This is a genomic window from Arthrobacter sp. TMP15 (genome assembly GCF_039529835.1).
Lineage (GTDB): Bacteria > Actinomycetota > Actinomycetes > Actinomycetales > Micrococcaceae > Specibacter.
The window spans coordinates 3,263,774-3,278,620 of sequence record NZ_CP154262.1; the positions used below are offsets into that span (position 1 = coordinate 3,263,774).

12 protein-coding genes are annotated in these 14,847 nt (G+C 59.5%); 5 read left to right on the plus strand and 7 right to left on the minus strand.

Translation table 11 applies throughout. The annotated features are described in order from the left end of the window. The first annotated feature begins 40 nt into the window (after positions 1 to 40). Positions 41 to 655, plus strand: coding sequence for a TetR/AcrR family transcriptional regulator (locus AAFM46_RS14725; protein WP_283529392.1), 615 nt, complete (start codon positions 41 to 43; stop codon positions 653 to 655). 32 nt (positions 656 to 687) lie between these two features. Here the strand turns inward: AAFM46_RS14725 and paaZ are convergent, their stop codons facing one another. The 4 genes from paaZ to AAFM46_RS14745 all read right to left on the minus strand — a co-directional run bounded on the left by paaZ (position 688) and on the right by AAFM46_RS14745 (position 5,860). Beyond that, complete coding sequence (gene paaZ, locus AAFM46_RS14730) at positions 688 to 2,817, minus strand: phenylacetic acid degradation bifunctional protein PaaZ (protein ID WP_343318572.1); 2,130 nt, start codon at positions 2,815 to 2,817, stop codon at positions 688 to 690. An 87-nt stretch (positions 2,818 to 2,904) separates the two neighbouring features. Further along, the gene (locus AAFM46_RS14735; protein ID WP_283529376.1) at positions 2,905 to 3,831 is read right to left on the minus strand and encodes a 3-hydroxyacyl-CoA dehydrogenase family protein; all 927 of its coding nucleotides are present in this window, start codon (positions 3,829 to 3,831) and stop codon (positions 2,905 to 2,907) included. Next, complete coding sequence (locus tag AAFM46_RS14740) at positions 3,828 to 4,643, minus strand: enoyl-CoA hydratase/isomerase family protein (protein WP_343318575.1); 816 nt, start codon at positions 4,641 to 4,643, stop codon at positions 3,828 to 3,830. Before AAFM46_RS14740 ends, AAFM46_RS14735 begins: the two co-directional genes overlap by 4 nt. Then, complete coding sequence (locus AAFM46_RS14745; RefSeq protein ID WP_343320461.1) at positions 4,643 to 5,860, minus strand: acetyl-CoA C-acyltransferase; 1,218 nt, start codon at positions 5,858 to 5,860, stop codon at positions 4,643 to 4,645. Before AAFM46_RS14745 ends, AAFM46_RS14740 begins: the two co-directional genes overlap by 1 nt. Positions 5,861 to 6,062: 202 nt before the next feature. On the opposite strand from AAFM46_RS14745, the gene AAFM46_RS14750 reads away from it, so the two are divergent. Then, on the plus strand, positions 6,063 to 8,294 hold the full coding sequence (locus AAFM46_RS14750; protein ID WP_343318577.1) for a S9 family peptidase: 2,232 nt from the start codon (positions 6,063 to 6,065) through the stop codon (positions 8,292 to 8,294). A 19-nt stretch (positions 8,295 to 8,313) separates the two neighbouring features. On the opposite strand, the gene AAFM46_RS14755 is transcribed toward AAFM46_RS14750, so the two are convergent. Both AAFM46_RS14755 and pta read right to left on the minus strand, forming a co-directional pair. Continuing rightward, entirely contained in the window at positions 8,314 to 9,453 is a 1,140-nt protein-coding gene (locus tag AAFM46_RS14755) for an acetate kinase (protein ID WP_343318579.1), read from the minus strand. Next, complete coding sequence (gene pta / locus AAFM46_RS14760; protein WP_283529345.1) at positions 9,453 to 11,558, minus strand: phosphate acetyltransferase; 2,106 nt, start codon at positions 11,556 to 11,558, stop codon at positions 9,453 to 9,455. The genes AAFM46_RS14755 and pta overlap by 1 nt, the downstream gene beginning before the upstream one ends. Positions 11,559 to 11,738: 180 nt before the next feature. Here pta and AAFM46_RS14765 point away from each other — a divergent pair, with 180 nt between their 5' ends. Beyond that, positions 11,739 to 12,446 carry a hypothetical protein gene (locus AAFM46_RS14765; RefSeq protein ID WP_343318581.1) on the plus strand — a complete coding sequence of 236 codons (708 nt, stop codon included), beginning with the start codon at positions 11,739 to 11,741 and terminating at the stop codon, positions 12,444 to 12,446. A gap of 3 nt (positions 12,447 to 12,449) precedes the next feature. Here the strand turns inward: AAFM46_RS14765 and AAFM46_RS14770 are convergent, their stop codons facing one another. After that, complete coding sequence (locus AAFM46_RS14770; RefSeq protein WP_343318583.1) at positions 12,450 to 12,746, minus strand: hypothetical protein; 297 nt, start codon at positions 12,744 to 12,746, stop codon at positions 12,450 to 12,452. Positions 12,747 to 12,950: 204 nt separating this feature from the next. Here AAFM46_RS14770 and AAFM46_RS14775 point away from each other — a divergent pair, with 204 nt between their 5' ends. Together AAFM46_RS14775 and AAFM46_RS14780 are read left to right on the plus strand one after the other, a co-directional pair. Beyond that, complete coding sequence (locus tag AAFM46_RS14775) at positions 12,951 to 13,709, plus strand: M50 family metallopeptidase (protein WP_343318584.1); 759 nt, start codon at positions 12,951 to 12,953, stop codon at positions 13,707 to 13,709. Between the two features lie 172 nt (positions 13,710 to 13,881). Then, a complete protein-coding gene (locus tag AAFM46_RS14780; RefSeq protein WP_343318585.1) occupies positions 13,882 to 14,823 on the plus strand; it encodes a hypothetical protein in 942 nt (313 codons plus the stop codon). Positions 14,824 to 14,847: the final 24 nt, after the last annotated feature.

Consider the following 14,847-nt stretch of genomic DNA (forward strand, 5'->3'; position numbering starts at 1 on the left):
CAAGCTCGTACCCGTGCCGACCCGTGAGAAACTAGGAACCATGCCCTCCGCCACAGATGCAGCTCACACCGCCGGTTCCCGACGCGGACGCCCCGGTTACGATCAACGCTCGGTGCTGCGGATCGCCGTGGAGGTGTTCAATAAACACGGCTACGAGGCCACATCCATGGGTATTCTTGCCGAGCACCTTGGCATTTCCAAGTCCGCCATTTACCACCACGTCCCCTCCAAAGAGGATCTGCTGCGGCTGGCTTTGGATGAGGCCCTGGATGGTTTGGAAGAGGTGTTGATGGGCGACGGCGCAACATCCGGACCAGCCGATGCCCGCCTTGAATTTGTGCTCAGGGAAACCATTGCCGTGCTGGTGGCCAGGCTGCCTTTTGTCACCCTGCTCTTGCGATTGCGCGGGAATACGGAGATGGAACGTGAGGCGCTTACCCGGCGTCGTTCCTTTGACCGAACCATCACCGAGTTGGTTGCTGCCGCACAAAAAGATGGTTCATTGCGCACGGACATTGCCCCCGGCACCATCACCCGGCTGCTCTTTGGCACCATTAATTCAATTGTGGAATGGTACAAACCCGGCGGCCAGCTCTCCGCAGATAAGCTGGCCGACGATCTCATCACCATGTCTTTTCAAGGCCTGCACCGCTAACGCAGCGCCTTCCGTGAGGCGACCATTAGCGTCTAGGCGTAAATGGTGTCTTCCTTTTCCACCAATGTCAGGACATCGTAGGTAGCCACGATCTCACCGTTCTGGTTGTGCAGCAGAGCATCCCAGCACACTTCGCCATACTCGTCTGTGACGCGCGGAGTGATCTTCTTAGCCGTCAGTGTCACTCGGATAGAGTCGCCGGCGGCCACGGGGGTGATGAAGCGCAAACTTTCCAAGCCGTAGTTGGCCAATACCGGCCCCGGGGCGGGTTCCACAAATAACCCTGCAGCCCATGAGAGTAGTAAATAGCCGTGGGCAACAATGCCGGGGAAAAACGGATTTATTGCGGCTGCTTCGGCATCCGTATGGGCGTAAAAAGTGTCGCCGGTGGTCTCGGCAAAAGCGGCGATGGCCTCCGGGGTGACCTCACGCAGCCCTGAGGCGAAGCCATCACCAATACGCAATTGAGCCAGTGATTTCCGGAACGGGTGAACAGCATCCGGGGAAGCCCCAAAGTCCGGATCGCCGGCCAAAACCTGGTCTGCCCCGGCATGCCACATGCCTGTCACGGCCGTGAGCATGTTCGGTGAGCCCTGCAGCGCAGTGCGCTGCATGTGGTGCTTGACCGAGCGGATACCGCCCAATTCTTCTCCGCCACCAGCGCGCCCAGGTCCACCATGAACAAGGTGCGGCACGGGTGAGCCGTGCCCGGTGGAGGACCGGGCATCTTCCCGGTTCAGGAGCAATACTCGGCCGTGGTGGGCAGCTATCCCTGTCACCAGCTGGCGGGCGATCGCGGGATCATTGGTGCAGATAGTGGCTACGAGGGAGCCAGCCCCCAACGCGGCGAGGCTGACCGCCTCGGAGGCATCGCCGTCGTGCGTGGCATAACCCAGCACGCTGGAGACCGGCCCAAACGCCTCCAACCCGTGCAGCTCGGGGGCCTGCGCATCAGCCCAGTTCAGCAGCACCGGGGACATGAATGCGCCATCGGCAGCGACGGCCACGGTTCCATCGGCAGCGCGGACCTCCGGTGTTTCAAGACTGCCATGGACAAGCTCGCCCCCGGCCGCGATCATGGTTTCAACCGCGGCGCGGACATCAGCCAACTGTTCCAGAGAAGCCAGTGCGCCCATGGTGACGCCGGGGACACGCGGGTCACCCAGCACAACACGCTCCGTGATGCGGGCACTGATCGCCGCAATGACACTCTGGCGAAGTTCGTTGGGGACAATGATGCGTCGGATTGCCGTGCACTTTTGCCCAGCCTTAACCGTCATTTCCGTGACAACCGACTTGATAAAAGCATCAAATTCTGGCGTTCCACTCACGGCATCAGGGCCCAGAATGGCGGCGTTGAGCGAGTCCGTTTCCGCTGTGAAACGGACTCCACCCAGTGCCACGGCGGGGTGCTCACGGAGCTGGTTCGCCGTGCTGGCTGAGCCGGTAAAGGAGACCATATCCCGGTAATCAAGCTCGTCCAGGAGAGTCCGGGCCGAGCCTGAAATCAGTTGAAGTGAGCCCGCAGGCAGTATCCCGGAGTCAACCATCATGCGCACGGCTGCCTCGGCAAGGTAACCACTGGGCGTGGCCGGTTTGACAATGGTAGGCACCCCCGCAATGAACGCAGGTGCAAACTTTTCCAGCATGCCCCATACGGGGAAGTTAAACGCGTTGATTTGCACAGCCACCCCGGGGATCCGGGTGAAGATGTGTTCGCCAATGAATGAACCGTCTTTGGCGAGCACCTCCACCGGGCCCTCCACAATGACGTTTGAATTGGGCAGCTCACGCCGGCCCTTGGAGGAGAACGTAAAGAGCACGCCAATTCCACCGTCAATATCCACCATGGAATCGATCTTTGTGGCGCCCGTTTGGGCGGAGACGGCGTAAAGCTCTTCGCGGCAGCCGTTGAGGTGGGCAGCCAGTTCCCGCAGCTTCAGGGCCCGCTCATGGATTGTCAGTTTGCCCAGTTCGGCCTGACCCACCGTGCGCCCGTACTCCAGCGTGGCGGCGTAATCCAAGCCCTCAGACGATACTTGAGCCAACACTTCACCGGTGCTGGCGTCGCGGGCGTCGGTGCCTTGCGTGTTCTGCGCAGGTCTCCACCACGCGTCCTTTACGTAACTGGGAACAAAACCAGCCTTCGTTGCAGTGGCCATTGCCAAACCGTCCCATCCTTGTTGAATGCCCTCTTCGTTGAAAGCAGTTTTTCTCATCAGCTGCGGTGCACATGCAGTGTGGGCACCTCAGTCCCAGTTAAAAAATCCCGTGCCTGATTTTCTGCCCAATTCACCACGGGCAACCTTGTCCCGCAAAATTTGTGGCGGCGCAAATCGCTCCCCCAACGTTTCGGCGAGATATTCGGCGATCTCAAGGCGCACATCAAGTCCCACCAGATCGGTGGTGCGCAGCGGACCCGTGGCGTGTTTGTAACCCAGCACCATGGCGGCATCGATATCCGCAGCGCTTGCCACGTTTTCTTCCACCATGCGCATGGCTTCCAGCGCCAGCACGACCCCCAGTCTGGAAGATGCAAAGCCTGGTGCGTCATTCACCACAACGGCGGTCTTGCCCAGCGCCGCAACCCAGCTTTTTGCCGTGTCTACCAGGGCTGGTGCGCTTTGGTTGGCAATAACCACTTCAACCAACGTTGAGGCAGGAACGGGGTTAAAGAAGTGCAAGCCCAGGAAGTTCTCCGGCCGCTTTAGCTCCCCAGCCAGCCGGGATACTGACAGCGAGGAGGTGTTGGAGGCCAGGAACGCGGACGGGGCCAGCTGTTTTTCAGCATTGACCAGCGCAGCCGTCTTCATGGCCCACACTTCTGGTACAGCCTCCACAACAAGCCCGCAGGGTCCAAGATGGGTGTAGTCAGTAGTAAGCCGCAACCGCTTCATGATGCGTGCGGCGTCTGCCTCACAGTCGCTGGCACGCTCTTTATCTGCTGACTTTTTTAGAACTACCTGAAGTGATTTACCCACCGAGCGCTCCACACGCACGGCGGCGCTGGCCACTGATTCATGATCGCGTTCCACAATGACAACGCGGCAGCCAGCCATGAGGAATGCATGGGCAATCCCGGCCCCCATGCGTCCACCACCGAGAACTCCCACAACCTGCGGCAACGTTGGCTTCACCTCTGCCCCCTCCTGGCCCATATTCTGTGCGGCTGTCATTTTGGGTCCTTCTTCCGGTTGAGGAAAGACTGCATGAGCGCGAATTTGGCAGGGGATTCAAACAGTTCTGCCTGCGCCACGTTATCCGCCTCCGGGTGGGCCTCTCGGGGCACGTGAAATACCCGTTTGGTGCTCTGGATCGCTAGGGGGTCCTGCGCGCAAATCTTATCTGCGAGCGCGTGCGCTGCCTCTAACAGCCTGGCTGGTTCCACTAGTTCGGAGATTAGTCCTACCCGCAGCGCCTCTTCGCCCGTGATGATTTTTCCTGCCAGCAGCATCATTTTGGCTACCGGTTCACCCACGAGCTCCTTCAGCCGCCAGGTGGCCCCGGCTGCTGCCATGATGCCCAGGGAGGTTTCCGGCTGTCCCATGCGTAGCGCCTTGGTGCCGATCCGAAAATCTGCGGCGTAGGCCAGTTCGGCACCTCCGCCCAGCGCATATCCGTCAAGGGCTGCAATGACGGGCATGGGTAGCGCGGCGATTCGCACAAAGAGCGCGGAGTTAATGCCGGCCAACGCATCAGGGGCCCGGCGTTCGCGCAGTTCGGCAATGTCGGCACCTGAAGCAAAGATTCCTTTCTTCCCGGTGGCGCCATCACTGGGGATACCGGAGAGCAACAGAACCTTGGGGGTGGACTCCAAATACGCGCAAATTCCATGCAATTCCGCAACCATTTGCGCGTTGATGGCATTGCGGACCTCTGGCCGGTTCAACTGCACCGCCACGCGGTCCTTGTCTTCGGTGACCAACAGCGTGGCACAGCTTGGCGGCACTAGGTGCGTTCGGCGAACGTGCGTCTGGGGTTCCTGCATCAGATTCTCTCCACCAACAGGGCGGCACCCTGACCCACGCCAACGCACATAGTGGCTAAGCCGAGGGACCCTGCGGCACCCTCGCGCTCCAGTCTGCCCAGCAGTGTCAACACAATTCGTGATCCGGAGGAACCCAGCGGATGGCCCAGTGCGATGGCGCCGCCGTCATTATTCACTGTGCCAGGATCCAGACCCAGCTGGCGCATGCTGGCTAGTGACTGGGAGGCGAACGCTTCGTTAAGTTCCACGGCGGCCAGCTGGTTCACGCTGATTCCTTGCCGGTCAAGGACCTTTCGGCTGGCGACTACAGGGCCCATGCCCATGATTTCCGGGGCCAACCCGGCGGCGGCGCCGTCTAAGATGCGGGCGCGCGGAGTTAGCCCGTACTTTTTGATGGCACGTTCGGAGGCCACCAGGATGGCGCAGGAGCCGTCGTTGAGCGTAGAGGAATTTCCGGCCGTGACAACGCTGCCTCCGGCAACTACCGGACGCAAACCGGCTAGGATCTCCAAGGTGGTGCCGGGGCGGGGGCCCTCATCGGTATCCACCACTGTGTGGGATTTGCGCCCCCGCACTGTGACAGGAACAATTTCTTCTTTGAATCTTCCGGCTGCGATGGCGGCCAGCGCCCGTTCGTGTGATCGCAGGGCAAAGGCGTCGCAGTCCAGGCGGGAAGTGTTGAAGCGCCGCGCCACTTCTTCGGCGGTTTCGGTCATGGAGAACGTCATTTTGCCATCTCGGGAGAGCTCGCCGGAGAAGAAGGCAGGATTAGTGAAGCGCCAACCAATCGAGGTGTCGAACATGGCTCCGGGCTTGGCAAAAGCCTTCTCCGGCTTGGCCATAACCCACGGCGCACGCGACATGGATTCCACTCCGCCAGCCACCACCACATCAGCCGCTCCCGCCATGATCATGTGGGAGGCCTGTGTAATGGCGCTCATGCCGGAGGCACATAGCCGGTTAACCGTGATGGCAGGGACGGTGTCTGGGAACCCGGCCAACAACCAGGCCATGCGGGCAACATTGCGGTTCTCCTCACCGGCACCGTTGGCGTTGCCCATGATGACCTCATCCACTGCTGCCGGATCAATACCTGTGCGCGCAACCAACTCGGAGATGACAACAGCACCAAGGTCATCAGCCCTGACGCTGGCGAGCACTCCACCATATCTGCCCACGGGCGTGCGGACCCCACCCACCAAAAATGCCTGCGGTATGGCCATGAATGCATCCTTCGCGTTCGCGTTCGCCGCGTCTATGCCGGCCTGGTTTGTCGGAGAAAACAATTTACCGACCGTTCGTTCTATAAATATTCCATGTGATGCTCATACGGTCAACCATGGCTGTGCCCGGTAGGGGTTCTCCGCTGTTGGCATAGACCCGTGCTTGAAGCGGGGCTCCCTCTATACAGTGGATTCCATGACGAATCCCGACTCTGCCGCGCAATTGTCCGCCCCAACCTCCCACGCCTCACCGGCGCCAGGGGCGGCGGGGTCGCCTGCCCTTGCGCCAGTTGCCAAGCAGGTCCCGGTTGAACGAATCCATCACGGTGAGAGGTTCGTTGACAACTATGAGTGGCTGCGGGAGAAGGAAAGCCCTGAGGTGGTGGCCCATCTCAACGCCGAGCAGGCCTATACGGACATTGTCACCGCGGGTCAGGAACAGCTTCGCCAGGATATTTTTAACGAGATCAAGAACCGTACGCAGGAAACCGATCTGTCTGTGCCCAGCCGCAAGGATGACTGGTGGTACTACGCCCGCATGGTGGAAGGTCAGGCATATGGGATTCAGTGCCGCGTGGCGGCCAGTAGTGATGGGACGTTGGCGGATTGGACTCCTCCGTTGGTGGAAGACGGCGTAGACGTTCCCGGTGAAGTCATCATCCTCGATGGCAATCGTGAAGCGCAGGGCCAGCAGTTCTTCTCCCTGGGTGGCGCGGCCGTTACCCGCGACGGGAACCTGTATGCCTATGCCGTGGATAACGCAGGGGATGAACTTTTCACCGTCAAGATCAAGGATCTGCGTACCGGCGAGTTGCTGCCGGACACCATCGAGAACGTGTTTTACGGCCTGACGTTCTCCCCCGACGCCACCACGTTGTACTACATGGTGGCCGATGATTCATGGCGCCCCTACCAGGTTAAAACTCACGTTCTGGGAACCCCGGTTGAGAGTGATGAGGTGCTGTACCAAGAAGATGATGTGGCCATGTGGACGGGCTTTGAGCTCTCCGCCGACCGTCGCCACCTTATGGTTAGCATTGGCTGTTCCGAGTTCAGCGAGACCCGTCTGTTGGAATTTGCCGCCCCACAAAAGGGCCTCCAGGTGCTGATCCCGCGCAGCTCCGGGATTCTGTACGACGCCGAGCCTTTCCTTTTGTCCGGAGTCGAAAAGATCTTGCTAACTCATAACCGCGACGCCGTGAACTCGATGATTTCACTAGTTGACGCCGCGGAGTTCACCCAGCCTGTGGCAGAACAAAACTGGGCAACTGTGGTGCCGCACAGCGATTCCGTGCGCATTAACGGCTCCACCGTGACCGCAACACACATGATTGTTTCCTTACGCAAGGACACCATTGAACGGATTCAGGTGACCGCGCTGGAATCTTTGGGCACCGCAAACCAGAGTCCCGCCGTCGAGCCTGTCTTTGATGAAGAGCTGTACACAGCTGCCATGGGCGGAACCGAGTTTAACTCCCCTGTGATCCGGCTTGTCTACACCTCGGATTTCACCCCGCCGCGCGTTTATGATTACGTGCTGCCCGTAGACCAGGCTGACGGGGAGCTGTTGTTGCGCAAGGAAACCCCGGTTTTGGGCGGTTACCGGGCGCAAGACTATGTGGCCACTCGTGAATGGGCGAAGGCGGCCGATGGCACGCTGGTGCCGCTGTCGGTGTTGCACCGGGCAGATCTGGTGCGCGACGGATCCAACGCCGGCGTGATTTACGGCTACGGCTCCTACGAAGTCAGCATGGACCCCGGATTCAGTGTGCCGCAGCTTTCGCTCCTGGACCGTGGCGTGGTGTTTGTGGTGGCCCACGTGCGTGGCGGCGGCGAGATGGGCCGGCGCTGGTATGAGGACGGCAAGAAACTGAACAAGAAGAACACCTTTGGTGACTTCGTGGCGGCAACGGATTGGTTGGCGCAATCGGGGTGGGTTGATCCGGCCCGGATCGCCGCCATGGGCGGTTCGGCGGGTGGACTGTTGATGGGTGCCGTAGCGAACCTCGCCCCAGAAAAGTACGCGGCCATTGTGGCGCAGGTTCCCTTTGTGGATGCCCTCACCACCATCTTGGATCCGGAGTTGCCGCTCTCCGCCCTGGAATGGGAGGAGTGGGGCAATCCGATCACTGACGCGCAGGTCTACAAGTACATGAAGGAGTACACGCCCTACGAAAACGTGAGGGCCGTGGCGTATCCAAAAATCGCCGCCGTGACCAGCTTCAACGACACCCGGGTGCTCTATGTGGAACCGGCCAAGTGGGTGCAGGAACTGCGTTCGGTTTCCACCGGCACCGAGCCCATTGTGCTTAAAATTGAGATGGATGGCGGTCACGGCGGCGCATCCGGGCGGTACGAAGGCTGGAAAACCCGCGCCTGGGACTACGCGTTTTTGGCCGACGCCCTCGGGGCAAGCACGCTGCTCTAGAGCCGCCCCGATCCTGGATTTAGTCAGTTGCTGAACGAACGACGGCGGCAGTCGCCTCCGCGATCGCCGCCTCCTCGTCCGTAGGAACCACCAGGACGGGGATCAGCGATCCGGGGGCGCTGATCACCCGGGGTGAGCCCGAACGCGCAAGGTTGGCTTCGCCGTCGAGCATCACACCCAAAGCACCTAGACGATCCGTGACCCGGGCACGGAAACCGGCCGAGTTCTCACCAATTCCGGCCGTAAACACCAACGCATGAGCGCCGCCCACAGCCACGTGATAGCCGCCAATGTACTTCGCCAACCGGTAGGAGGTGATGGCGAGCGTCTTTTGTGCTGACGCATCCCCGGCGTCGGCGGCCTCAACTATGGCGCGCATGTCATTGTCGCCGAAGAGGGCCTTGAGCCCGGATTCCCGGTTCAGTAGCGTATCAATACTGTCCGCAGACATCCCCTGGCGCTGCAAAAAGATCAAGATCGAGGGGTCAATATCGCCGCTGCGGGTACCCATCACCAGACCCTCCAACGGGGTAAAGCCCATAGAGGTGTCAATGCTGGCGCCGCCCTGAATGGCTGTCAGCGAAACCCCATTCCCCAGATGCGCCACCACGGCGTTGAATTCATCCAGTGGCACGCCCAAAAGCTTGGCGGCACGCCCCGTCACGAACTGGTGCGAGGTCCCGTGGAAGCCGTAACGCCTGATCCCGTACTGCCTGTACAGCTCATCCGGCACCGCATAACGCCATGCGTGCTCGGGCAGCGTGCGGTGAAAAGCCGTGTCGAAAACTGCCACCTGCGGCATCTGCGGCCATTTGGCGGTGATGGCGCGGATCCCCAACACATTCGCCGGATTGTGCAGCGGCGCCAAAGGGTTTAGCCGCTCAATGGAGCGCGTGATTTCATTGTTGATCAACACGGGCTCGCTGAAACGCTCGCCACCGTGGACCACTCGATGCCCGACGGCGTCAATCGGCCTCTGAGCAAGCTCCCCTGCCAGCTGGGCCGCGACCTGGTCCATGGCCTCGCCATGGTTGGCCGGCCCCCCGGCGCCCTCGCCAATGCGCTCTATCAAGCCCTTGGCGGGAACTTCATTGGTGTCGGTATCCCGCACCTGATACTTCAGCGAAGAGGAACCAGAGTTAATGACAAGCACACGCATTAGAAATCCTTAACTTTGCTGGGCTGGGAGGCTGAGGCGCCTTGGGCCTGGATGGCGGTGATGGCCACAGTATTGACAATGTCCTCCACTGTGCAGCCGCGGGAAAGATCATTGATTGGCTTGTTCAGTCCCTGAAGGACAGGCCCCACAGCTACGGCGCCGGAGGATTGCTGCACCGCTTTGTAGGTGTTATTCCCGGTGTTCAGGTCAGGGAAGATGAATACGGTTGCCTGTCCGGCCACCGTGGAGGCAGGCATTTTTGAGGCTGCGATGGACATATCCACTGCCGCGTCGTATTGGATGGGGCCCTCAATGGCCAGGTCCGGCCTGGCCGCACGGGCCAACTCGGTGGCTTTGCGAACCTCATCCACGGCTTGGCCTGAACCTGATCCGCCGGTGGAATAGGAGAGCATGGCGATGCGTGGTTCCACACCAAACTGGGCGGCTGTTTGCGCCGAAGCAATGGCAATATCGGCAAGCTGTTCTTCGTTGGGGTCCGGGTTCACGGCGCAATCCCCATAAACAAGCACCCTATCCGCCAACAGCATCAAGAAAACTGAGGAAACAAGACGAACCCCCGGCCGTGTTTTTACAAACTCAAGAGCCGGGCGAATGGTGTTTGCCGTGGTGTGCCCCGCTCCTGAGACCATCCCATCAACATGCCCCAGTTGCACCATCATGGTGCCAAAATATGAGCCGTCCGTCATGACTTCACGAGCCCGAGCCAGATCAACACCTTTGTGGGCTCGCAGCCGCTGGTACTCAATAGCGAAAGATTCCCGCAAAGGGGATGTGGCCGGATCAACAATATTGACCCCGCTGAGCTCGATGCCCTGGGCAGCAGCCTGCTCCTGCACAGCCTGAACCGAGCCCAATACGGTCAAATCACACACGTCGCGGCGGTGCAGAATTTCGGCCGCAGCCAGCACCCTGGCATCAGTACCCTCCGGCAGCACAATGTGTTTGCGTTCGCTGCGGGCCCGCTCGATCAGTTCGTGCAGGAACCGCAGCGGTGTCATGGTGGCGGGTCGCGGCAACGTTAGCCTGTCAAGCAGTTCACCCTCATCAACAGTGCGTGCCCAGGCACCCATCGCGGCGGCCACTTTGCGCCGCTGCCCCGTTGTCAGCTCGCTACGCACTTCGCTCACAGCGCGCGCGGTACTGAAAGTGTCGTCGTCGGAGGCAAAAACGGGGAACGGGGCATGCGCCAGAAAAGGTAATACGTGCGGGTCCGGGGCAAGACCTCCTGTGAGCACCATGCCGCTAGGGACAGGAAACTCGGGGGAGAACGCGGACGCCAACGTTGCCACCATGACATCCGCGCGGTCACCCGGGACAATCACTAGATCGTTGGCTTGAAACTGGTGCAAAAAGTTGCCCACCGTCATGGCAGCAACCTTGATCGCATGGACATCACGCTCCAGCTCGGAACTGCCAGCCATCTGACGCAGGCCAAGGGCGGTAGCCACCTCACCCACTGTGGGACGGGAAATTTCGGCAATCTCCGGGATCACATACACAGGACGGCTACTCTGGCCTGGCCGCACGGCCGCCTTGATTGCCTCAAGTCCGTCAGGGTCGGCGCGGTTGACCATCATGGCTAACAAGGAACAATTCTCTGCGGCCAATTCCTTGCGGGCAACGTCAACCGCGTCGGCGATCTCCTCGGCAGCCAACCCCCGTGCACCAACAACAGCCAGCACGGGCAGGCCCAGGTTGTTGGCAAGGCGGGCGTTCAGGTCAAACTCGACGGCGGCGTCTTGGCCGGTCAAATCGGTGCCTTCCACAATAATGACATCGCAATTTTTGGCGATTTCACTGAAGATCTCCACCGCGCGGGTATCGATTTCTTGCCGGCGTCCGGCCGCCAGCAGCGCGCGAGCTTCCGTGGTGCTCATCCCTGCCCGGCATACCTGCGGGGTGAGCTGGTACATGCGTTGCAGCATGAGAACTGTGGGGTCCTGCTCGGGATCAGCGGCCGAGGTGATGGGACGGAAAAACCCGATCCTGTCGGCGCGCCTGTGCAAAGCATCAGCCAGCCCTAGGGACACTAACGTTTTTCCTGAACCAGGAGTAGTAGCACTGACATAAATTCCACGGGCCATAGTCAATTTCCGCCTTTCGCGCGTCTTCTCTTATCCAAGCATGCCGGGGTGATGCGCGGAGCTGAAAGCGGCCGGAATCACTCTGGTTATTACTGCGTGCTATTGCACCGTGCTGGCTTATGCTGCCCGCCGAAAGGTGCACCAGCCACACTTCCGCCTACAGTGGGAGGCATGGATGGAATGAGCGATCTCTTATTTGGCCGCCTCGACACCGGCATGAGCACCCTGTTTGTTGCCTTTAGAATCGTCAGTGCTTTATTGATGTGTGCCGCCATCATCCTTTTGGGGCGCCGCAATCAACTGGGCTGGTGGCTTGTAGCCGTTGCTTTCTTGATGCCCGGGCTTGCTGAGCTTGCCAATATCCCCGGATCCAGCATCCGTTCCCCGTTAGCACTGCTCTTATTCGTCAGCAGCATTGCAGTGCCACTGGCATTGACCATTGGGGTGGGCATCTACGGGCTGGTTGCATTCCAAAAGTTCCCCCGTGATTCTGAGCTAACCCGTGCTATTACCCTCCGCCAATATAAGCCCACCAACCTTGTTGCTCCGTTGCTGATGGCGGTGGTTTATACGGCAACCTCCTTGATCGCCGTGGTTTCGATCTACCTTTCTTTCTCCCCTTCCAATCTTCCTGTTATCACCATGGTGGTCTCAGGTTTCTTGTACGGGTTGCTGCCGGCGGGGATGCTGGGCCTGGCCCGGCGTTCTCGCTGGGCGTGGTTCTTGGTGGCCTCTTCCGCGTTCGTCTCGCTGGCCGGCACAGTCCTCGCAGCACAAGGCTCGGTGCTGATTTTTTTATTCTTCGCCCAAGCTTGCTTGGCAATCTACGGCTGGCAACGCTGGGGCGCTATAGTGTCCGCGCCACCGCCAGCTAAAAGCGTCAGCTAAGACCTAACTGGCTTTATTTATCTTTCCTTTCAGGAACGGAAGCCATGGAGCGCGGTACACCAAGGGGGCCGGGGTGTTCGGCTCAACAGTGAAGTTCACTTCACCAAATTTCCACATCCGGTTATACAAGTAGATGCGCACGGTGGCACTCTTTGCTCCGGATATTTTCCAGTTTCTGGTGCCCCACTGGGTTGGTTGGGCCACGCCATCAACCACAACAGTGGGCTTAGGGAACCAGCCCAGCGGCGGTTTACGCAGGGTCAGTTCAAAACGACGAAGGGTATTTGTTGGCTCGCTCACGCGTTCCAGCCTAGCTCTTGGACCTTGCACCGCCCCGCCGGCCCTTGCCAGTTCGGCTCCCGCCAGTTCGGCTCCCGCGCACCGTGATGTGCTCAAGTGCCGCAGAAGTAGCCGTGCCGCAGCACGCGCACCTGGCCATGCGCAGGAGTCGAAGTAGTTTGGCAAATGAGCGGCCTTGGAGCTTCATCGTTTAGTGTGCACGTTATGACTAATGCTGTTGGAGGATTCTCAGATGCTGCCGCTAACTGGTGGAGCGCGGTGCTCAATGGTTTTATCCGCGTGGACGCACCGGATGTTTCAACGCTTCTTTTGCTTGGAATTGTGGCGGCCGCTGTTGCACTGAGCATCCCTCGTGTGACCTGGCGCTGGTTTGGCCTCTACGTGACGTTCGTGCATGAACTCGGCCACGCCTTTGCCGCCTTAATGACGGGGCGTTTTATTCATGGGCTCAAAATTGGGCTGGACCATTCAGGGCAGCTGGTTAGTAGTGGCCGCCGGGGATTTAGCGCTACGTGGTCGGGTTTTTGGGGCTACCCGGCCCCTGCGGTAGTGGGCGCCGCACTTGTTTGGAGTGTTTCAGCGGGCTGGGCGGGTGCCGCGGCATCAATCGGCGCCCTTGTTCTTTTGGTGGCGTTGATCTTCTTGCGTAATTTCACCGGCATTATCGTGGCTCTGATCAGTGCTGTTATTGCTCAAAGCCTCGTCATGTTCGCCGATGCGCAGACGGTCAGCTACGTGGTCTTGGCGCTGGGCATTGCCTTGGGCGTTGGTTCGGTGCGTGACTTCTTCAAGGTTGCCAGCGTCCATACCCGCCGACGCGCCCAGTTGGCCAGCTCTGATGCCTATATTCTCTACAGTTCAACAGGAGTCCCCTCATTCATCTGGCTCAGCGGCTTCGCCTTAGTTATAGCCGGCTCCGCCATGTTCTCGACTTGGCTTCTCTGGGGCATGCTGGCACTCTAGGCCACGCCTTGGGTACTTCATAAGTGCTGCCGCGAGAAATATTAGCCGCTAGGACCGAAAAATCCGACACGGCATATGACCTAGTGGGCAATAAAAACGTTTCAGCTAACCTTTAATTTCTCGCATATGTGCCCGCGTTCCGTGGCGGGAGAACCACCTGGAAAGGATTGTCATGAGCAATAACAACGGGGCTCCCCCGCCTCCTCTCAACGCTCCACTCCAGGGCGGCTACACTCCTTCACCGCAACCGAATAACCACAAGACCCTGGCAATCGTGCTGGGTTCGGTGGCAGTTGCAGTGGGACTGGCGCTGATTGCCCTATTTGTTTGGATTATTCCTGCCCTGACCAAGGAAGCAGCTGATGAGCAGCTCGTTCCCTCAGCAAGCTCCGGGCAGCACACACCCAGTGCAGACGCCACGAATGCCGCGTCGGAACCGTCCGCCACGGCTGATAACAGCACAGAAAAAGCAGCTGCTGACGGGATGCCCGATGGCGCAACGGCGTTGCCCCCGGGCTGGGACAAATTGGCCGGGCCCAGTCAGGTACCAGCGGATGGTGATCCTGAATTCGCTAAATTCGTCACCGGTGAGTCCTCGTTCCAACGCCTGAAATCGTGGACTTATGACGGTACCTTCGGCATCTCAACAGACCCGTCCTCAGGCAAGGAAATGCAACAGGTGGCCCAAGGCACCGAGGAAAAGGATGCGGACGGAATCTCTATGGCCTTTGCCTTCTTCTCCGAAACTGACGAGGGCAAATACGGCACTGATCCAGTCAAGGTCAAGGCTGCTATCCAAGCTACACAGGACAAACTTGCTGGCACTGCTGCCGCGGACCTGCCGCAGCTTCTCGTAGGGCATAAATGCGTCTCAGATTTTCAGTCAAGCAAACCCGAAACCCGCGAGTTTCGGCGTGGTCTTGCCGTGGTCATAGACTTCAGCTGCAAGACTGCCGCGGGGGATGAGATCCAAGGCGTTAATCTTTTCTCCGTCACACCGTGGGGCACTCCGCAGCGTATGGGTATCAGTGGCCACAAAAGCTACTGGGACGCGAACCCGGGAAAACTTGAATTACTTGCCAACTCCTACCGCATTAACAAATGGAAAATCTAGTAAAAAATTAGGCCAACGCTCAGC